Origin of the sequence: Bacteroides acidifaciens, assembly GCF_024623065.1 — a bacterium.
In the GTDB taxonomy this organism is placed as follows: Bacteria; Bacteroidota; Bacteroidia; order Bacteroidales; family Bacteroidaceae; genus Bacteroides; species Bacteroides acidifaciens.
The window spans coordinates 1-22,393 of sequence record NZ_JANJZR010000025.1 but is presented as its reverse complement, the minus strand read 5'-3'; the positions used below and the strand labels follow the sequence as shown (position 1 = coordinate 22,393).

Annotated in this window: 13 protein-coding genes and 2 pseudogenes; 10 read left to right on the top strand and 5 right to left on the bottom strand. The window is 44.3% G+C overall.

The features are described from left to right. Positions 1–15: 15 nt before the first annotated feature. The 4 genes and pseudogenes from NSB03_RS09520 to NSB03_RS09505 all read left to right on the top strand — a co-directional run. Positions 16–381, top strand: a pseudogene (locus tag NSB03_RS09520) (sodium:solute symporter family transporter); the annotation flags it as partial. Positions 382–515: 134 nt separating this feature from the next. Further along, a complete protein-coding gene (locus tag NSB03_RS09515) occupies positions 516–2,993 on the top strand; it encodes a DUF4922 domain-containing protein (protein WP_024987822.1) in 2,478 nt (825 codons plus the stop codon). Then, positions 2,990–4,354: a SpoIID/LytB domain-containing protein gene (locus tag NSB03_RS09510; RefSeq protein ID WP_024987821.1), complete on the top strand. Its 1,365-nt coding sequence runs from the start codon at positions 2,990–2,992 to the stop codon at positions 4,352–4,354. Before NSB03_RS09515 ends, NSB03_RS09510 begins: the two co-directional genes overlap by 4 nt. 15 nt (positions 4,355–4,369) lie before the next feature. Next, on the top strand, positions 4,370–5,635 hold the full coding sequence (locus NSB03_RS09505; RefSeq protein ID WP_024987820.1) for an MFS transporter: 1,266 nt from the start codon (positions 4,370–4,372) through the stop codon (positions 5,633–5,635). 159 nt (positions 5,636–5,794) lie between these two features. Here the strand turns inward: NSB03_RS09505 and NSB03_RS09500 are convergent, their stop codons facing one another. The 5 genes from NSB03_RS09500 to NSB03_RS09480 are packed head-to-tail and all read right to left on the bottom strand — an operon-like array spanning position 5,795 to position 14,145. After that, positions 5,795–6,886, bottom strand: a complete 1,092-nt coding sequence (locus NSB03_RS09500) for a thioredoxin family protein (protein ID WP_024987819.1) — start codon at positions 6,884–6,886, stop codon at positions 5,795–5,797. A gap of 21 nt (positions 6,887–6,907) precedes the next feature. Then, a complete protein-coding gene (locus NSB03_RS09495; protein ID WP_257466353.1) occupies positions 6,908–8,503 on the bottom strand; it encodes a PKD-like family lipoprotein in 1,596 nt (531 codons plus the stop codon). A gap of 9 nt (positions 8,504–8,512) precedes the next feature. Next, the gene (locus NSB03_RS09490; RefSeq protein WP_024987816.1) at positions 8,513–9,427 is read right to left on the bottom strand and encodes a DUF4843 domain-containing protein; all 915 of its coding nucleotides are present in this window, start codon (positions 9,425–9,427) and stop codon (positions 8,513–8,515) included. 15 nt (positions 9,428–9,442) lie between these two features. After that, on the bottom strand, positions 9,443–10,993 hold the full coding sequence (locus NSB03_RS09485) for a RagB/SusD family nutrient uptake outer membrane protein (protein WP_024987815.1): 1,551 nt from the start codon (positions 10,991–10,993) through the stop codon (positions 9,443–9,445). A 20-nt stretch (positions 10,994–11,013) separates the two neighbouring features. After that, complete coding sequence (locus NSB03_RS09480) at positions 11,014–14,145, bottom strand: SusC/RagA family TonB-linked outer membrane protein (protein ID WP_128824392.1); 3,132 nt, start codon at positions 14,143–14,145, stop codon at positions 11,014–11,016. Positions 14,146–14,397: 252 nt separating this feature from the next. Here NSB03_RS09480 and NSB03_RS09475 point away from each other — a divergent pair, with 252 nt between their 5' ends. From NSB03_RS09475 to NSB03_RS20885, 6 genes and pseudogenes are all read left to right on the top strand, one after another. Further along, entirely contained in the window at positions 14,398–15,513 is a 1,116-nt protein-coding gene (locus NSB03_RS09475) for an acyltransferase family protein (RefSeq protein ID WP_024987813.1), read from the top strand. Beyond that, positions 15,510–16,346: an ATPase gene (locus NSB03_RS09470; protein ID WP_172503585.1), complete on the top strand. Its 837-nt coding sequence runs from the start codon at positions 15,510–15,512 to the stop codon at positions 16,344–16,346. The genes NSB03_RS09475 and NSB03_RS09470 overlap by 4 nt, the downstream gene beginning before the upstream one ends. Before the next feature lie 40 nt (positions 16,347–16,386). After that, positions 16,387–17,193 carry an N-acetylmuramic acid 6-phosphate etherase gene (gene murQ, locus NSB03_RS09465; RefSeq protein WP_024987812.1) on the top strand — a complete coding sequence of 269 codons (807 nt, stop codon included), beginning with the start codon at positions 16,387–16,389 and terminating at the stop codon, positions 17,191–17,193. Between the two features lie 179 nt (positions 17,194–17,372). After that, on the top strand, positions 17,373–19,841 hold the full coding sequence (locus NSB03_RS09460; RefSeq protein WP_024987811.1) for a glycosyl hydrolase 115 family protein: 2,469 nt from the start codon (positions 17,373–17,375) through the stop codon (positions 19,839–19,841). 72 nt (positions 19,842–19,913) lie between these two features. Beyond that, positions 19,914–21,797 (top strand): annotated as a pseudogene (locus NSB03_RS09455) (glycoside hydrolase family 127 protein); the annotation flags it as partial. Continuing rightward, entirely contained in the window at positions 21,795–22,319 is a 525-nt protein-coding gene (locus tag NSB03_RS20885) for a DUF6805 domain-containing protein (RefSeq protein WP_371825049.1), read from the top strand. The pseudogene NSB03_RS09455 and the gene NSB03_RS20885, both read left to right, overlap by 3 nt. Positions 22,320–22,393 lie beyond the last annotated feature (74 nt).

Genomic DNA, 22,393 nt, shown 5'->3' with positions numbered 1-22,393 from the left:
ATTTAAACAGCAGATATGAGCCCAGCCGTTATATCCATTACTATTGTGGCATACTTTATAATCCTGTTCACTATCTCTTATATAGCAGGACGTAAAGCCGACAATGAAGGATTCTTTGTAGGAAACCGTAAATCGGCTTGGTATATCGTCGCCTTTGCCATGATTGGTTCCACGATTTCCGGAGTTACTTTTGTTTCCGTTCCGGGTATGGTTCAGACAAGCAGTTTTTCTTATCTGCAAATGGTACTGAGATTTATAGTCGGGCAGATTATCATAGCGTTTGTACTCGTTCCTCTCTTTTATCGTATGAATCTGGTTTCCATTTACGAATATCTGGAAAACAGGTTCGGATGTTCATCCTATAAGACGGGAGCCTGGTTCAACGGTTACCAAATCAGTTACGAGTTGTTGATTACCAATGCTTTGTTCACATTCCTCGGGCTTTGTTTGCTCATCAAAAGACAAGACAAAGAAACATCTCACACAACTCATACTACAAAACAAGAAATAAAATAATGAAAGCAACAATCAACTGTTTTCTTCCTTTCAGCAGGTTGGAAGAAACGACACAGACGGTTAAGGAGTTACGCACATCGGCGCTGGTAGACAAGATTTATTTACTGGCATCACCGATTACCAATGTCTGCATCCCCGGATGCGAACTCATCTCCGTAGAGAAAATGCAATCGACACAAGCGATGCGGGCTATTGCAGAACATTCTGATAAAGCATATACTTTAGTTTACACCAAACGTACTGCGCTGCAACTGGGCATGTTCGCTCTTGAAAGAATGGTTCAAGTCATGAAAATGACCCAAGCTGGCATGGTCTATGCAGACCATTACCAACAAATGGACGGTGTGCTAAAACCTGCTCCGGTCATTGACTATCAACCCGGTAGCCTACGAGATGATTTCGATTTCGGTTCGGTATTGCTGTTCGATGCCAACACATTCAAGGAAGCGATAAAAGATACGGAAGAGGAATATCAATATGCAGGCTTGTATGATTTGAGACTTAAAACATCCCAAAAGAACAAACTGGTACATATCAACGAATATCTATATACGGAAGTTGAAAGTGACAAACGGAAAAGCGGTGAAAAGCAGTTCGATTATGTAGATCCTAAAAACCGCCAGATACAGATTGAAATGGAACAGGCATGCACCAACCATTTGAAAGAGATTGGCGGATATCTTTATCCCAACTTCTGTCCCGTAGACTTCTCTTCCCATACTTTTGAATATGAAGCTTCTGTCATTATACCTGTACGCAACCGCATTCGCACCATCAAAGATGCCGTACGCTCGGCACTAAACCAGCAAACAACCTTCCCGTTCAATGTCATTGTCATCGACAACCATTCGACAGACGGAACCAGTGAAGCTCTGCGTGAACTTAGTTCGGACAAGCGGCTGATTCACGTCATTCCCGAAAGAGATGATCTCGGTATAGGCGGATGTTGGAATGTAGGTATCCATCACGAGAAATGCGGAAAGTTTGCCGTCCAACTGGATAGCGACGACGTGTATAAAGACGAACATACGCTGCAAATTATGGTTAATGCTTTCTATGAACAGAATTGCGCGATGGTTATCGGCACTTACATGATGACGGACTTCAACATGAACGAGATAGCTCCCGGCATCATCGATCATAAAGAATGGACACCCGATAACGGACGGAATAACGCTTTGCGCATTAATGGACTGGGAGCACCGAGAGCTTTTTATACTCCTATTCTTCGGGAAATCAATGTGCCGAACACAAGTTACGGAGAGGACTATGCACTCGGCCTGAGAATCTCACACGACTATCAAATCGGGAGGGTATATGATGTCGTCTACCTCTGTCGCCGTTGGGAAGGTAATTCGGATGCCGCGTTGCCTGTTGAGAAAGTCAACCGGAATAATCTATACAAAGACCGGCTCCGTACATGGGAATTGGAACAGCGCATCCTGCAACAAAAAACGACATTAGAGAACTTTCAGCAGGAAATCGAACAGTTATTCCAAAAGCAGACCCTTTCATGGGAACTTGCCAAAGAGAATTATCGGACATTGGAACAATATAAAAAGCAAAAAAGAGATCTCTCCAAATGGATAGGCAAGACCCTCATAGAAGCAGGTGCGTTCCTTAACCCGAAACGTATTCTTTCGACTATGGCACAAACAGATACTGCCTCTATTCACTCACGACCTTGTTTCCTCTGCCAGAAAAACCGTCCGCAAGAACAAGAATTCCTCAGCTATAAGAATTATCAGATACTGGTCAACCCCTACCCCGTATTTGAACACCACTTCACCATTGCGGACAAAGAGCACCGCCCACAATCCATAGCAGGATATTTTGATGACATGATAGAATTCACCGACATCATGAGAGAATACTTCCTCATGTATAACGGGCCGGAATGTGGTGCTTCCGCTCCCGATCATGCCCATTTTCAAGCCTGTACAAAAGAAGAAGATATGGCTGGAATTTCTTACGATCTCTCCAACTATTGTACGGATTTAATAGATGACGACAAGTTACAAATAAATTATGTATACGCACCGGTCAGCTTAATCAATGTTCAAGCGGATAGTAAGGAAACAATGTCAAAGACCTTTCATTTGATTTACGACATTTTATCCGCCGATAGCAACGGCAAGGAACCCATGATGAATATTCTTGCCTGGTATGGCTTGGAACGCACCGATGATTTTTTTGGAGAAAACTACGAAGACGAACTTGAAGCCGCAACCAGATACCCTTACAAATGCTGCATCTTCTTACGCAGCAAACACCGTCCTGACTGCTATTACGCCAAAGGAGACGAACAAATTCTCATCAGTCCTGCTATTGCTGAAATGAACGGCATATTCCCTATAGTACGCGAAGAGGATATGGAGAAACTGACTCCCGAAAAGGTATATGATATCTATCAGGAAGTATCGATGTCTAAAGAAAAACTACAAGAAATAGCAGAACGCATTAAAGCCGCCTTATGACAGAGCCTCAAATAGTAGTTGGTATTCTTTCCGGGAAAGAGATTCAATTCTCTTTCCCAGATGAATTCATTTCTTCTGATGGAATAGCAATCTCCGGAATACAACAAGCCGTTTATCGGAAAGGGAAAATCTATTGGCAGGAAAAAGAATATGATGAATTGTCCTTCATTCCCCGACAGAATACTTCTTCTTTTTTTGAACTGCAAGACGTAACCATCGGCATCAACTTCCATTGGGAACGTAAAGAAGTGCAAAGGTTCAAAGGTGAACTGAAGATTATCGTTGAAGATGACAAGCTAACCGCCATCAATATAATTTCCATCGAAGATTATCTCACCAGTGTGATTTCATCAGAAATGAGTGCAACGGCCTCTTTAGAGCTGTTGAAAGCACATGCGGTTATCTCCCGAAGCTGGCTACTTAACAAGTTGAGAGTGGTTAACAAGTTGAGAGTTGAGAATGGAGAGTTGAGAGTTACTATGCAGCCGGATAACGCAGCCCACTCTCCACTCTCCACTCTCCACTCTCAACTTATCAAATGGTACGACCATGAAGCCCACAAGAACTTTGACGTATGTGCCGACGACCATTGCCAACGTTATCAAGGGATTACACGTGCCTCAACTCCGCAGGCTGTTGAGGCTGTTTCCGCTACACGGGGTGAGGTGCTTATGTATGAAAGAAAGATTTGTGACGCCCGCTTCTCCAAATGCTGCGGCGGTGCTTTCGAAGAATTCCAGAACTGCTGGGAGAATGTAAGGCATCCCTATCTTATCGGACAACGGGACAGCCAAACAGAAAACAAACTACCTGACCTGACCGTAGAAGCTGAAGCTGACAAGTGGATACGCACTTCGCCCGTCGCATTCTGCAACACACAGGACAAGAAGATTCTCAGTCAGGTTTTAAATAACTACGACCAGGAGACTGCGGACTTCTATCGTTGGAAGGTAAGCTATTCGCAAGAAGAACTGTCCGAACTGATTCACAAACGCTCGGATATTGATTTCGGGAAAATTATAGATTTAATTCCCATAGAAAGGGGAACGTCCGGTCGTCTCGTCCGACTGAAGATAGTAGGTACGCTACGCACGCTCACCATCGGAAAAGAATTGGAAATACGCCGCACGCTATCGACCTCTCATCTCTACAGTTCAGCCTTTGTTGTGGATAAGGAATACAAAGAAGAAGAAGAAGAGCAAGAAATCCCTTCTCGCTTTATCCTCACCGGTGCCGGATGGGGTCATGGAGTGGGGCTTTGCCAGATTGGTGCTGCCGTAATGGGAGAACAAGGTTATAAATACGAAGAGATACTATCTCACTACTACCCCGGTAGTACGATTGAGAGACAATATAAATAAAATCAGACTGATGCCATGACAACGCCAACCATAAACAAAAATCCTTGGAGTTGGATTCCAACCCTCTACTTTGCAGAAGGGCTGCCCTATGTAGCGGTAATGACTATTGCCGTCATCATGTACAAGCGCCTGGGATTGTCGAATACAGAAATAGCCTTATATACCTCCTGGCTTTATCTGCCCTGGACCATCAAACCTTTGTGGAGTCCTTTCGTTGATTTGGTGAAAACAAAGCGTGCCTGGGTTATCGCCATGCAAGGACTCATCGCTGCCGGATTTGCAGGGATAGCCTTTTTTATCCCTACGCCTCATTATGTGCAGTTCACTCTTGCCTTTTTCTGGCTGTTGGCGTTCAGTTCGGCTACGCATGACATTGCAGCGGACGGTTTCTATATGCTCGGGCTTACCGACAAAGCACAGTCTTTCTTTGTTGGTATCCGAAACACATTCTACCGGCTCGCCAATATCTTCGGGCAAGGTATTCTTGTGATGTTGGCAGGTTGGTTGGAGACATCGCAAAACAATATTCCTCTGGCATGGAGCATTACATTCTACTTTATGGCGGGATTATTTCTTGCCCTTACTATCTACCACCGTTTTATTCTCCCCCATCCCGCTTCCGACACTAAACGTCCGGGGCTGACAGCGAGAAAGTTACTAGAAGATTTTCTCCAGACTTTCGTCACTTTCTTCAAGAAGAAGCATTTGGGACTCATGTTCTTTTTCCTGCTCACCTATCGGCTGGGAGAGTCACAGTTAGCCAAAATAGCCTCTCCTTTCCTGCTCGATACTATGGATAAAGGCGGACTGGGATTGTCGACGGCAACAGTCGGGATGATTTACGGCACAATAGGCGTCATCGCCTTGTTGACCGGAGGGATTATCAGTGGCTTCCTTGTTTCGCGCGACGGATTCAAAAAATGGATACTCCCCATGGCACTAGCTATCAACCTGCCGGATATTTTATATGTATGGATGGCTGCCACCACTCCGGATAATCCCCTGTTTATATCCATCTGCGTAGCTATCGAGCAACTGGGCTACGGTTTTGGTTTCACAGCTTATATGCTTTATCTGATTTATCTTGCGGAAGGCGAGCACAAGACGGCACATTATGCCATCGGCACCGGATTTATGGCACTGGGCATGATGATTCCGGGAATGCCCGCAGGCTGGATACAGGAGCAACTCGGATACACCAATTTCTTCATTTGGGTGTGTATCTGTACCATACCCGGCATTGCCGCTTCGCTTATGATTCGCAAGCAAATAGAGAGATAAAAGGAGGAATCGAACCATTTTTTCACTTGTCCTAGCACTGATTTACAGTACATATACGTCCTGTTTCCAGCACCTATATGTACAATACGCAGCATCCCTATGTCCTGCACACAGGATATAGGGATGCTGTAACAAGTTGGTTATTAGCCTGTAAGTTCCTTATTTCTTATTCATCCGCGACTCGATATCCTCCAACGCACGACTGGCAACGGATATGCAACTCGGCACCATTTCGCGCAAATGATTGCGTATGAATTCGGACATCCGCTTCAAAATAGCCACATCGTCCGTCTGAATCAGGCGTGTCAGATTCATTATCAGCAAACTGCGGTCGGCCTCTTCCAATCCGTCATATTCTTTCACGCACATATCCACATAGGCCTCATCATCGCAAATCAGCCTTCCTTCGATCAAGCGGAACATCGGGGCGTATTTGTACTCCTTGTCCAGTCCTAGACTGCAAATCTCGTTTTTCAACGTCTGATACTCTTCTTCTTTATAAAGATTGGAACGAAGCTGGTAGCCGGAGAAATACATGATTAACTTCGCACGATACAACCGAGCTACTCTTTCTGCAATCTCTTCCTTCACCGTCGCATCAAACTCATCGCGATGTGCCACCATAAAACGTGCCTTTGCATCGTCTATGTTGAGCGTATAGCGAGTGAAGAGGAAGGCATTCACCGCCTTGAGGCGTTCGGCTTCGGACAAGGATTCGAAATAATTGTTCACTATCTCAAAGCCCTCCTTCTCTTTTCGCTGCTCCATCATGTGCAATGCGTAGTTATTCACCAGTTCCGGCGTACGTTCGCCTGCCTGATAACGCTCTGCCATACGCTCTGGCGTCTGTTCGGGGTCCAGTCCCGCCTTCAGCTTCGCTATAAATGCATCGCCGTCCATCGCACCTTTCAGTTCCGAACGAACTTTTCCGTCCGAATCGAGGATGATAAAGGTGGGATAAGCCTTCACTGCATAACGGGCTGCCAGCTCCTTGCCCTCTTTTTCGGCATTCAACTTAAGACAGACGAAGTTCTGATTCATAAAGTTGCCGACATTCTTCTGCGGGAATGTCTCGCGTGCCATCTTCTTGCAAGGACCACACCAGTCTGTATAAAAATCAATAAACACTAGCTTCTTCTCTTGGCGGGCAGCATCCATCACTTCCGAAAAAGAGAGCGAACGGAAATTCGTTTGTGCCAGCAACGGGAAAGACAGGCCTATCGCCACGGCGATCAATAACAATTTTTTCATTCTATTCTGCTTTTAATAAATTTATAAACTTGAATTACGGTATTCTACCTTCGCTACTTTCAGATTCGTTTTCCACGGATAACTTTCCGTATGGTAAGTGTGCGGTTCCACAACAATGTCGTTCGGGTCGTCTTTAATGGTATATTTATAAACCGTACCTTTTTGAGATTCGCTATAGGTAGCTACGATAAAATCGGTCGGAGTATTGCTGGAATGGGCATCCATAGCCAGATAGGTGATTTCTCCATCCATCGTAGCCACTTTCTTGGCGATGTTGCGCACATAATCGTAAGCCCACAAATCGGCTCCTACCGCATAAAGAATCACAGGTTGCACGGAGAAGAAGGTATAATGGCCGGCTTTATCAAAATCCGTAGCCACAGCTTTGTCGACCGTACGTGCAAGTGACTTGGTAACTCCTGCTGCTCCATATCTGGTTACTTTGAATTTATAGATGTAATAGTCGCCGTTGGCATCGTTCATCAACGCATACGAGTATCCCCCGTTAAATCCGTTTTCGCCATACACCAAATCACGGACTGGGGTGTATTTATTTTGGTCGAACCAGAAAGGCGATTCGGAATCAGTGCATTTCACAGTATGGGTAACGGCATAACTTGCCCCATTCTGAACCGTAAAACAATGATTGGTTTCGTCAAAAAAAGCCACAGCCTGCAAATAGGTCGAGTTGTCCTGATAAAACACATAAGGAGAAGGCTTGTACAGCACAGAAGTATTCGCATCATATCGGTTCATCGGATTGCCGTATGCTTCGGAAGAGAGTAGCGAGCCGCAAAAGAAAGCATCTCTTTCGGTAAGCAACACCCGCCAGCTACGTGCCCGGTTCATATTGCTCGAACCATAAGGATGAGGAACGATATCGACAAAATTCAACGGACGCGTCACCTCAAGAGTGGGGAATACCATTTTGTCCAGCGATATATTTTCCAATACTCCGAACTTCTCCAACGAAGACGAATGTTCCAAAGAGTACGCCCCGTTTTCCGCCGTCGCCCATAAGTTGACTACATGAGGAGTAGCAACATACGTACCTGTGAAAACGATGTTTCCGGCTTTCTTCAATCCCACAGTGTTATCAAACAAATCTGCCATCATCGTAGTGTCACGTCCTTCAATCATACTTACAAAGTCCATACCACACGTACCGTCTTCTTTATCTCCCCACAAATAGAAACCGCGGACAAAAGGACTCAACACAGTCAGCGAAGTCACCTTCTCCCATTGCATACCGGTTTCCTTGTCCGTAGCACGGAAATAGAGACGGTAGTTTCCGGAAGGAATATCCAACGGATACTCCAAATCCTTTTCTGTGCTAATCACTGTATGCTTATGCGCATTTTCCGTCACTTCCTTGTTGCAAAGATACCACTGATAATCGAACTGATTCTCGTCGCTGCCCGACAGTAACCCTTTCAATGTGACCGGAATAACCAATGTCTCCTTATAACCGACGTTATAATATTCATCCTCAATACCGCTTATTTCCAACTCATTAATCGGAGAAAGCGAATCATTTCCCTTGTCGTCCGTACATGAAGCCAACCACAAAGCTGCAAGCCCAACGCACAGTATCTGTATTTTTCTCATTGCCATCATAATTTTCGTTTATTTAAAATAATCTTCCGGTTTCGTAAAAGGCGCCCAGCCTTTACTACCCCCTAAAGTTGTCACATTGCTAACAAACATCATTGTTCCGTCTTCGTCTAGCACTACTGTTTCACGCGACTCTGCCATCTCCAGCAAGTACGCAGCTACAGTCTGACTGATGGCTTCGGCTCTTGGCATAGGCATTACCGTTTTGTCAGCGTAGTCTGCCACTGTCGTATTTGTCAGTTCCATAATCAGACGGAATTTCTTTGCCGAGAAGTTACCGAAAAGCCCGGTTCCCGTTCCACCTTTATCCTGTCCGTACCATCCGCCCGAAGAGGTCAGCCCGTCTGCACCACGAGGCATGGAGAGCACATCATAAAAGAATAAATTATGAATAGACGCATCATGATTGCCCGAAAAAGCCACATTGTCCGTCGGGCTGTAGACACCGGGATAATCTCCATAATTCTCATATCTCAAATCGAAATGTTCGTTGGGAAGCAACTGCAATTGCAACTGCAAGGTATCCTCGTTCATCTGTTCAGAGCGATGTACTGTAAACTTCACTTCCGTGCTTGCCTCTCCTGCCTTAATTATATACTCATCTTGCAGTCCTGTGAAGTCGACTCCACTGATAGCCGTCGTACTGTCATTGTTTACAGACAACCGGAAAGAACGGTCATACTCCTTCAGCGTGCCCGAAGCCATCACTTTCAACGACAGTTCAACGTCATCCTCTACGATTGTTCCGAAAGAGATATCCGTATAAAACTGATGCCCCCACAAAGAAGGAAGAATATGGGTAGCCCCCCTACGTACATCAAAATAAAGGCAATCTTTTCCTTCGTATCCCATTAGTTCTTTCTCACAACTCGTCAATAGGGAAAATATTCCCATCAAAGTGCAACCTATTAATATATGTTTCTTCATACGATTTCGTTTTTATTATTCAGATACTACGCGTTTATCCATTTCCACTTCCGGCATCGGCCATACATAATTCTGCATATCTATTGCTACGGTACTTTTCACCGCATTTCCACTCCAATCTTTCTTAAAACCGTTGCCTGCCAATATGGAAGGCATGGCGTGGCGTTTATAATAGAAAAACAACTGGCCTTCGCCTATCACTTCGCGCATGAACTCATTGGTGATATACTCCTGTATGCTCGCTTTCGTATCACTCTCCGTCAGTGTGAGGTTCACACAGTTGCGAACTGCCCGAATGGCATTCACATAACCCACGGCTTCTTCCAAGTCGTCCGTACATTCAGCGGCAATCAGATATATCTCACTCATCCGTACAAGCGGAATCATGTAGCGATGCGCGGCTGCGGTCACTCCTTCGTACTTGTTCAGACAGAGCACCTTGTGCGAACCTACCGTACCTCCTTCTTCGTCGCTCTGGTTCACCTCTTCCACTTTCCACATATATTCTCTCCGCAAGTCGCCCATGTCATCAAAATAATAGGTCAGCTTGGATTCGGCATTCCCCTCTTCCAATGTCTCACCCTGAAAGCAGAGAATAGAATTCAGGTTTACCGACCGGTTGAACATCCGGTCAAACAGGTTCGTACGCGAAGTGTTGTAAAGCGAAAATATCACTTCCGACGAGAAAAGAAGGTCGGGATTGAGTGTTGTCGTAACCGCCGCCTTTTTCGTCCACGGGAATATTTCCTTTTCCTCACTCTCTGCAATCAATCCCTTCGCCGTCTGATAAGCCTTCTCCTTGTCGCCTATCCAAAGATACGCCCTTGCCAGCAAGGCCTGCACGGCAAAATAATTCACCCGATATTGCCGGTAGCGCAAGTTGGTATTTTCATTCGGATTGTCGGAAGCACCGTTCAATACACCTTCCGTACGTATCCTGTCGTCTTTCAACAAATCCGCAGCGGCACTCAGGTCGCGTATCACCTTTTCCATCACCGTCTTTGCCGACAACAAAGGCTGTATCTCTTTCGATGAAGTTTCCGCATAAGGAATCGTGACGGTCTCTGCCGTATTCTCTCTATAAATAGGACCGTACACCCGCATCAAGTCAAAATGTAAGAATGCACGCAACGCCAGCGCCTCCCCTTTCACGTAAGGATAGTAAACGGCATTCAAGGCAGACCCCGCCTCGTCACAATGCTCCAAGAGAGTATTCAAATTGGCAATCAATTCATATTGCGTAGTCCAAAGCGCATTGGAAGTGCTCTTAAACTGTTCCGGCTGATAATTTGCATAAGCATAATAAGTATGTGTACTGTTTTTCGACACATCGTAATACTGTGCCATTACGTCGATAGCGCCCATTGTCAGCGTCGACGAGTAGTTCTCGTTCATCTTGGCATAAACCCCGTTCAGAGAAGACAAAAAACCTTCGTTTGTTTCATACAACTTGTTTTCCATGATGGAGTCTTCCATATCAACAGACAGCCAATCGGCACACGACGTGAAAGACGTTACCAACATTAGCGCCATCGCTCCTGCCTTTATTTTATCTTTTGTTATCATAAAACTCTTAATTTAAACGGTTAAAAACGTAAGCCCAAAGAAGCGGATACGCTTCTGGAGAAAGGATAATCGAGTCCTCGTTCTTCCTTGACGGTAGACAGGCGGAAGATATTGTTGGTATAAATACGGAATGTCACCGATGACAGCCCTGCCTTTTTTATCCAATCGGAAGTAGTATCTTCGTATCCCAATGATATACTCGTACACTGCAACGTATTTTCGTCGGCAATGAAACGGGAAGAGATTTTCGTCTCCGACGTATCATCAATTCGCTTAAACTGGGCCACATCTCCCGGTTTCTGCCAACGGTCGTGCAAGGCGCGCTTGTCCTGATTGTAACGTACGGCAACATTGTTAATATTCTCAACCTTATTCAGCAGCGTTTGCAAAACAGTCTGTCCACCCAAGCGATAAGCAAAGTTCACGCCCAGCGAGAAACCTTTGTAGCGTACGGTAGTTCCCAAGTTTCCCTGAATCTTGGGGGTCGAGTCGCCGCATTCCACCTCTTCTGCCGAATCCCACTTGTAAGTGTACGTTCCGTCCTTCTTCTGGAACACTTCATTTCCGTTCATCGGGTCGATACCCATCGAACGGATTGCCCACAAGGCAGTGGCACTGGCTCCGTCGTAATACCGTATCAAAGTCTGTCCCGCACGTCCTTCCTGGTTCAGTTTCTCCAATAGGTCGCCTATATTATAATAGGTAGTGGTAGTATGCAACAGATTGGCGGTCACTTTCCACAGCAGTTCACGTCGGCGGATAATATCGTACCCGAGGGTCATGGAAACATTGTTGTTTTTGGTCGCCCCGATATTCATCGGGATAAAAGAGGTTCCGGTAGAGGTCGGCTGCTCCACATTAATCAGTTCAGGGTCGGATTTGCGCAATGTGTAGTCGAGCGCCACGGCCAGCCGCCTGTCGAACAAGGTAGCATTCAAACCGATGTTATGTGTCTGTGTACGCTTCCACTTCAAGTTCTTGTTTCCCCATTTGCTGGCTATGGCTGCCAGTCCGAACGGATTGGGATATTTGGTATAATAGGTATATACGTTATTTGCCAGTTTGGCATCCACATTCTGATTGCCGGGATTACCAAACGTATAGCGCAAGCGCAGCGTATTTACCAGTTTCGACTGACGGAAGAACTTCTCGTTATGAATGTTCCATGCCACACCCAACGAATAGGTCGTAGAGAAAGGATTATTCACTCCAAACACCGAAGCACCGTCCGAACGCACATTAAAATCGAACAAATAACGCATATCATATGCATAGTTACCATTCAGATAGAAACTGGCAGAACGTGCTTTGGCAACCGAAGAGCTCGGCTTACCGCCGTCGGGATAGGAATTGGAGAAATTCGGATTATAGAAATTATCACTGATATACCCTTGCGTCAGATATGCGCCCATCGTGGTGTTGTTTTCGGAAAGCTGCGCACCGCCTACAAAGTTGTACGTATGCACGCCAATAGCATCTCCGTAGCTTGCCAGCAGACTTCCGTCATAGCTCGTACTGTTGTTGTCCGAGCGTGAAAAAGTACCTCTTTTCAGTTCTTCGACACTCGTAAAGGAGGAGTCAAAAGGCGATTTGAACACTTCCGTCTTTCCACGTGTGGTCGTAAATCCGAATTTACCAACGATACGCATCTTGTCGAAAGGACGGAACTCAACATTGAAATTATTATTCAACGTCAACTGATCGCCTCTATTAAAACTTTTCTGCTGGAAATCCCACAACGGGTTGTAAGCATACTCCGTTCCTCCCAATACCTGATAGCTTTCGAGCACTTTGTACACTTCACCGTTTTCGTCGTACTTCGCATAATAAGGATTGGCACTGGAGAATTCGGAGAATGACACAACGTTATTGTCCGTTTTCGTATAGTAGATATTCGTCTGATTCGAAAAGTTAAAACGGTCGATGCGATAGCCCAAGTTCACCGTTCCGTCGATATTCTGCCGGCCGGAATTCTTCATTACGCCCTCTGCATTTTTATAACGCAACGTCAGCCCGTAGCGGAAAGCGGCATCACCGCCTTCGGCATTCAAACTATGGTCGTGCACAAAAGCCGTACGCAGAGGTTCGCTCAGCCAGTACGAATCCAATCCGCCTACCACGTTGCGATAGCGCGAATAGTAGAGTGCGCGATTGGCATCCATCAGTATTTCCCCGTTTTCGTCAAGCGCTCCGTATCGTCCTGACAATTTCTCGAATTCCAGTTTTTCAGCAGCGTTCATCAAGTTGTAGTCACTCAAATCCGCCCAACTCACCTGGTAGTTTCCATTGTATGTGAAACGCAATCTTCCCGCTTCGGGTTTCTTTGTTTCCACCACCACAACTCCGTTGGCAGCTTTCGAACCGTAGATGGCGGCGGAGGCAGCATCTTTCAGGATGGTGATGCTTTCCACTCTATCCATGCTCAAGTCGGAAATCCTCTCCAACGTTGTTTCAAAACCATCCAGAATGAAAAGCGGCCGGTCGGGGTCGGTTCCGTACGTGTCCGACAGACCGTTGATACTTGTTTTTCCGTTGATACTGATGTCCAGCATACTATTCGGGTCGGCTCCGGCCAAGTTGTTTTCAGCAATTACGAACGAGGGGTCCAAGGCACTCAAACTCTGAAGGATATTCTGATTGCCTATTGCTTTCAGTTCCTCTGCCTTGTAAGTAGAAGCAGCACCGGTAAAACTGTCCATCTTCCGGGTATAAATACCGGTCACCACCGTCTCGCCCAACTGCTGCGCGTCCGGCAACATACGCACCGTCACCGATTTTCCTTCGTGCACACGCACTTCCTGAGACGCCATACCGATGTAAGAGAATACCAGCACATTCTTTCCTTCGGGAAGAGCTATCTGGAAATGACCATTCTCGTTGGTAGTAACCCCTATGCTCTTATCACCCTTCAAGGTCACATTCACACCTGCCAACGGCAAATCGTCTTCATCAATTACAATACCTTTATACACCGTGCGTTGCGGAGAACGAGCCGTTTCTTTCCCTCCTGTCACCGTTTGCTGGGCATAAACAGCATTTGTCGCGACACTACCTAACAAAATGAAAACCAAGCAGAAGTATTTCGCCCTTTTTCCTAAAGACAGAAAAAGCGAGCACTTCACTCTTGTCAATACAGGTCTATCTACATTCATAACATATAATAATTACATTTAAATACCACAAAAATACACACATATTTTAATTTGCAAAAGAAATGCATAAAAAAAGTTGTCATAAACGTAAAAAACAAACATATTAACAGCAAGTAGCCATATATAACTGTACAAATGTCATATCCCTTTCTTTCTATTAAATCCGCCTCCAACCGATTTTTTTCCGAAAACAATCCTATTTTATTTTAATATTATATTACTTTTGTTTTTAACATCTAAAAAACAACAACTATGAATGCAACAAGCAACAGACGCCTGCTGGCACTCGATGTAATGCGGGGCCTCACCATCGCAGGTATGATTTTAGTGAACACTCCAGGCACTTGGGGATATGTATATGCCCCTCTCCGGCACGCACAATGGAACGGACTTACTCCCGCAGACTTGATTTTTCCCTTTTTCATGTTTATCATGGGAATTTCGACCTACATCTCGCTCGGAAAGTACAATTACACATTCGGTACTCCCGCCGCTCTCAAGATTGTCAAAAGAACCTGCCTTATTTTCCTTATCGGAGTGGCGGTGAATTGTCTTTTTCAGTATTGTTATGGCAACGGAGCGTTTGCGGTCAGTGAAATACGGATTTTGGGAGTGTTGCAACGCCTGGCGCTTTGCTACGGTGCTTCCGCTTTGATTGCGCTGCTTGTCAGGCACAAGTACATCCCTTATGTGATTGTTGCGTTATTGGCCGGTTATTTTGTAATCCTTATCACCGGCAATGGTTTTGCCTGCGACGAAACGAGCATCCTTTCCATTGCCGACCGTTTTGTGTTAGGAGCCGCCCATATGTATCAGGGACATCCCATCGACCCGGAAGGGTTGCTCAGCACCGTTCCTTCGGTTGCTCATGTTCTGATAGGTTTCTGTGTGGGCAAACTGTTGATGGAGACGAAAGACATCCACGTCAAACTCGAACGCCTTTTCCTGATAGGCACTATTCTTACTTTTGTCGGGTTTCTGCTGAGTTACGGATGTCCGATTAACAAGAAGGTGTGGTCGCCCACGTTTGTTGTGGTCACTTGCGGGTTGGGTTCCAGCCTGTTGGCTTTGTTGGTTTGGATAATCGACATCAAAGGATACAAGAGATGGAGCCGTTTCTTTGAGTCTTTCGGAGTGAATCCGCTCTTTATCTATGTGCTGGCAGACGTTCTCGCCATTCTGCTAGGCGTTATTACCGTCACTTACCAGGGAGAAAGCGCTTCCTTGCAGCAAGCCTTTTATGTCGGCATCCTGCAACCCATTTTCGGGAATGAAGGAGGCTCTCTTGCCTATGCCATCCTCTTTGTCTTACTCAACTGGTCAATAGGTTATATATTATACAAAAAGAAAATATACATTAAGATATGATACTCATTGCAGATAGTGGTTCTACCAAAACCGACTGGTGCATCGTTTCCAACGGCACCCCAGTCAAACGAATGGGAACGAAGGGAATTAATCCCTTCTTCCAATCAAAAGAAGAGATTCAACAAGAGCTGACACATTCCCTTCTGCCACAACTACCGGAAGGAACAATCAACTCCGTCTTTTTTTATGGTGCAGGATGCACTCCCGAAAGGGCTCCCTTCCTCCGGCGGGCTATCGCCGACAGCCTGCCTGTAATCGGAAATATCAAAGCCAACTCGGACATGCTTGCCGCTGCCCGCGGACTATGCGGACATGAAGCCGGGATTGCCTGCATCCTCGGCACAGGTTCCAATTCCTGTTTCTACAACGGTGAAGAGATTGTCAACAACATCTCCCCTCTTGGATTCATCTTGGGAGATGAAGGAAGCGGCGCAGTCTTAGGAAAACTATTGGTAGGCGATATACTGAAAAACCAGCTCCCACCCGCCATCAAAGAAGCTTTCTTAAAACAGTTCGGCCTGACGGCTCCCGAAATCATCGACCGCGTTTACCGCCAGCCTTTCCCGAACCGTTTTCTGGCTAGTTTCTCCCCTTTCCTTGCACAACACCTGGAAGAACCGGCTATCCGCTCACTAGTACTCAACAGCTTCATCGCTTTTCTCCGCAGAAACGTGATGCAATATGATTATAAGCAATATCCGGTACATTTTATTGGTTCCGTAGCCCACTGTTACAAGGAGGTTTTGCAGGAAGCTGCGCAAACAACAGGTATTCAGATCGGTAAGATTCTTCAAAGTCCGATGGAAGGACTGATTCAATACCATCAACAATAATTCTTTTACCTATTGTAATTTATAACCAGTAATTATAAAAATGCAGATAACCGAACAACCGTCACTTTACGATCATCTGGAAAAGAAATCTGTGCGAGAGATATTAGAAGATATCAACCAGGAAGATCAGAAAGTAGCATTAGCCGTACAAAAGGCTATTCCACAAATTGAAGAGCTTGTCAATCAGATTGTGCCCCGCATGAAACAAGGCGGACGCATCTTTTATATGGGGGCCGGTACAAGCGGTCGCCTGGGAGTATTGGATGCTTCCGAAATTCCTCCTACTTTCGGTATGTCTCCCAACTGGATTATCGGACTGATTGCAGGAGGCGATACAGCCCTGCGCAATCCGGTAGAAGGAGCCGAAGATGATGAAAATCGCGGCTGGGAAGAACTCGTCGAACACCAGATCAACGAAAAAGACACCGTTATCGGCATTGCCGCTTCCGGCACTACCCCGTACGTAATCGGTGCTTTGCGGGAAGCCCGTAAACACGGTGTCCTGACAGGTTGTATCACCAGTAATCCCGATTCTCCAATGGCAGCAGAAGCGGATGTAGCCATCGAAATGATTGTAGGGCCGGAATATGTGACAGGCAGTTCCCGGATGAAATCAGGCACCGGACAGAAAATGATTCTGAATATGATTAGTACCTCCGTCATGATTCAACTAGGACGGGTGAAAGGAAATAAGATGGTGAATATGCAGTTGACCAATCATAAACTTATAGAAAGAGGGACGCAGATGATTATGGATGAATTAGGACTGGACCATGACCGTGCGCAAAAACTCCTTTTACTTCATGGGTCAGTAAAAAAGGCTATTGATGCATATCAACATTCTTAGTATCTATATACTCACAATAAGCAAGATGTAACACCTCTAAAGCAATATGAAACGTACAGAATAACATTGTAACACCGGTTATATGGAATAGAAACATCTTCTTTGTACATTCTATTTTAAGATGTCCTACCTTTGTAAACAAGAAAATAAATTATGATTAACCTTTTTATTTATTAACCATGAAGAAGGTATTTCTATTCTTGTATTTTTCAATAATCAGCCTTTTAATATCAGCAGCAGATACATTCGTTATTTTCACACCAGCTGACCACCATTTCCCATTAATAAAAAATGGAAAGCCTTGTTCTATTCTGATGGATATAAACGAAGACAAAGGAGTTAAAATGGCTATTGATAATCTACAACAGGATTTGTTGAATGTCTGCGATAGCCAATCCGAAATCAACACAAAGGCTAGTGACAAGCAATGCCTGTTAATAGGTACCCTTCAAACTCCACTTATACAAAAATTAATAGTCTCCGGTAAAATAGATAGAAAAGAGCTGGAAGGCAAAAACGAAAAATATATCCTGCAAGTTGTTACCGCTCCTTTGGAAGGAGTGGATGAAGCACTTGTAATTACCGGAAGTGACAAACGGGGAACAATTTACGGTATTTACGAACTGTCCAAACAAATCGGAGTCTCGCCCTGGTATTGGTGGGCAGACGTACCCGTCAAGAAACAAACGGACATATACATCAAACCAGGTACATACACAGATGGAGAACCGAAAGTGGAATATCGGGGAATCTTCCTGAATGACGAGTGGCCTTGCCTGGGGAGCTGGTCTCAAGAAAAGTTCGGAGGATTCAACAGCCAATTTTATAAACATGTCTTCGAGTTGGTATTGCGTTTGAAAGGTAACTTTATGTGGCCTGCCATGTGGGCAAGCGCATTTTACGACGATGATCCACAAAATGGAGAATTAGCCAACACGATGGGAATTGTAATGGGCACCTCTCATCACGAACCGATGGCACTGGCACAACAAGACTGGAAACGTCGTGGAAAAGGTGAATGGGACTACAATCACAACGCTAAAGAACTTCGTAACTTTTGGACTTCCGGAATGGAACGTGTAAAAAATTGGGAAACCATTGTTACCGTAGGTATGCGTGGTGACGGCGACGAGCCTATGAGTGAAGGCGCCAATATCTCACTACTGGAAAATATCGTCAAAGACCAACGAAAAATTATCGAAACCGTCACCAAGAAAAAAGCTAAAAACACCCCACAGGTATGGGCGCTCTACAAAGAAGTACAAGACTATTACGATAAAGGGATGCGAGTACCGGATGATATTACTCTACTCTTATGTGACGATAACTGGGGCAATGTGCGCAAGCTCCCTAACCTAAACGAAAAACCACGTTCGGGCGGATATGGCATGTATTATCATTTCGACTACGTAGGAGCTCCACGAAACTCCAAATGGATCAATATCAGTCCGATTCCACGTGTATGGGAACAAATGAATCTTACCTACGAATATGGAGTACGTAAACTATGGATTGTAAATGTAGGAGACTTGAAACCAATGGAATATCCTATTACATTCTTCTTGGATATGGCATGGAATCCGGAAAAATTCAATGCCCAAAACTTACAACGACATACAGAAGATTTCTGCGCCCAACAATTCGGTGAGAAATATGCGAAAGAAGCTGCCCGTATTCTTTCCCAATATGCTAAATACAATCGTCGTGTGACACCGGAACTCTTAAATGCCCAAACATACAGCTTTCATTATAACGAATGGGAACGGGTAGTAAATGAATATAATCTGTTGGCATTGGATGCACATAATCTAGGATTTCTAATGCCGGCCTCGTACAAAGACGCATACGACCAACTAATTTTATTTCCGGTACAAGCATGCGCCAACTTGTACAACATGTATTACGCACAGGCCCAAAACCAACGTCTTGCTGCCGAACAAAAGACGGAAGCTAACCGATGGGCCGACAAAGTTGTAGCCTGCTATGAGCGGGATTCTCTACTAACCCATTATTACCATAAAGTGATGTCTAAAGGGAAGTGGAACCACCTAATGGATCAAGTTCATATAGGTTATACTTCATGGAATAATCCTCCCAAACAAATAATGCCTAAGATCACACGAGTTCCGGAACAGGCGGGAACGTATACTTTCATAGAGACAAACGGATATATTTCTATCGAAGCAGAGCACTTCACACGAGCAATAGCAGAAGGTGAAACGACATGGAATCTTATCCCCGATTTTGGAAAGACATTATCAGGAGTAACGACTCTTCCCGTCACTAAAACTCCAGATAAAATGTGCTTGGAATATGATATTGAAATAGAAAAAGCAGGTAGCGTAGAAGTCACACTTTTACTCGCCCCTACCCTTAATTTCAACGATAATAAAGGATTAAGATATGCAATCTGCCTTGACGGAGATAAAGAACAAATTATTAATTTCAATGGGCATTATCAGGGCGAACTTGGCAAGTGGCAGGCAAATCCGATTATCGAATCCCGTTCTAATCATTTATTAGCAAAAGAAGGAAAACATACACTTCGCATCCGTCCGCTAGATCCGGGAATCGTAATTGAGAAAATCCAAATCAATACCGGCGGATTGCAACCGAGCTATCTGGGAGCACCGGAAACACTGAAATAATTCAAAACATATAATAAAACTGAGAATACATCTGGTTTGAGAATCAATGTTTCTATTATAAATAAGAATAAAATGATAAAACAAAAATTTCTTTTATTAAGTTGTGCGTTAGTATTGTTATTAACGCCTACTAACGCTCAGGAAAAATTATACAAAAATGAATTCCCTATAACGGATGTGAAGTTACTTGACGGAGTATTCAAACATGCCCGTGAGTTAAATATTGAAGTCCTGCTCAAATATGACGTTGACCGTTTGCTGGCGCCTTACCGCAAAGAAGCAGGATTGACCGAGAGAAAGAAAACCTATCCCAACTGGGATGGTCTTGACGGCCATGTGGCAGGGCATTACCTTTCGGCTATGTCAATGAATTATGCTGCAACAGGCAATAAGGAATGTGGACGGCGTATGGAATATATGATTTCGGAGCTTCAACTATGCCTTGAAGCAAATGCCATTAACAATACAGAATGGGCAATTGGTTATATCGGTGGCTTTCCCAATAGTAAGAATCTGTGGTCGACTTTCAAAAAAGGTGATCTCCGTATCTATAATTCCGCATGGGCACCATTTTACAATTTGCATAAAATGTATGCCGGCCTCAGAGATGCCTGGCTTTATTGTAATAACAAACAAGCAAAAACGCTGTTTCTTAAGTTCTGCGACTGGGCCATTAGCATCACGGATGACCTGAATGAAGAACAAATGCAGACGGTACTTAAAATGGAATACGGTGGTATGAATGAGATTCTTGCCGATGCTTATCAGATTACCGGAAATAAAAAATATTTAGTCGCGGCTAAAAGGTATTCACAAAACATACTTCTTGATCCCTTATCACAAGGTATTGACAATCTTGACAACAAACACGCTAATACGCAAATACCCAAATTCATCGGTTTTGCCAGAATAGCAGAACTTAGTGGAGACACAAAATATACCAATGCCAGCCGCTTTTCGTGGGAAACGATCACAGGAAACCGTTCTTTAGCTTTTGGTGGTAACAGCCGGAGAGAACATTTTCCAAGCGTAACTTCGTGTAGTGATTATATCAATGACGTTGATGGCCCCGAATCGTGCAACTCTTACAATATGTTAAAATTGACTGAAGATTTATTTCGCATGCAACCATCAGCTCACTATGCAGATTATTACGAACGTACTGTTTTCAACCATATTTTATCTACCCAACATCCTGAACATGGTGGATACGTATATTTTACTTCTGCCCGTCCGCGCCACTACAGGGTATATTCTGCACCCAACGAAGCAATGTGGTGTTGTGTAGGTACCGGCATGGAAAACCACAGTAAATACAACCAGTTTATTTATACTCATTCGGATGATTCGTTATTCGTAAACTTGTTTATTGCATCAGAACTTAATTGGAAAAATAAGAAAATATCGCTCAGGCAGGAAACAAACTTTCCTTACGAAGAGCGCACAAAACTGACTGTGACAAAAGCATCATCCCCCTTTAAACTAATGATCAGATATCCCGGATGGGTGGATAAAGGTGCTTTAAAGGTATCTGTGAATGGAAAATCCATGAACTACTCTGCTCTTCCTTCATCATATATTTGTATTGACAGAAAATGGAATAAAGGTGATGTAGTGGAAGTGGAACTGCCTATGCGAAGTACCATTGAGCACTTGCCAAATGTTCCCAATTATATCGCATTTATGCATGGTCCCATATTGTTAGGAGCAAAAACCGGCACCGAGGATTTACGAGGGCTTATCGCAGGCGATGGACGTTGGGGGCAATATCCAAGTGGGAAATTGCTGCCTGTGGACCAAGCCCCCATTCTGATAGTTGATGATATGGAAAACATCACGAGCAAATTAGTTCCCATTAAGAATGAACCTTTACACTTTAAAGCAAATATCAAAGCGGCTAATTCTATTGATATAAAACTGGAACCTTTTGCAAATATCCATGACGCAAGGTACATGATGTACTGGCTAACCTTAACCAACAAAGGGTATCAGACATATATTGACTCTTTATCGACTATCGAAAAGGAAAAGATAATCCTCGAAAAACTGACAGTTGATTTTGTCGCTCCGGGCGAACAACAACCCGAAACCGACCACAAAATACTACAAGAAAAGTCAAGAACAGGCAATGCAAACCAACAATTTTTCCGTGAAGCATCTTCGGAAGGTTACTTCAGCTACGAAATGAAAACTAATGCGGAAACTGAGTTGTCTTTAATGGTTCGTTATTGGGGTGCAGAATGGGGAGGACGCAAATTTGATATTTACATTGATGATGAAAAGCTTCTGACTGAGGATAATACAGGGCGATGGAATCAATCTAAATTTCAAGATATAAGATATAAGATACCTAGCTCAATGGTTCAAGGTAAAAATCATATAAGAGTTAAATTTCAATCCATTCCGGGAAATACTGCTGGAGCAGTTTATTTTATCCGTTTGGTTAAAAGAGTTGATGACCCGGCTATTAAGGACTAAGAGCCTGTTTAAATTCTCTTCAGTCATAATTTTATAGCTGATATTTCAACTTACCCCGGCTCTTCTTGTCGCGT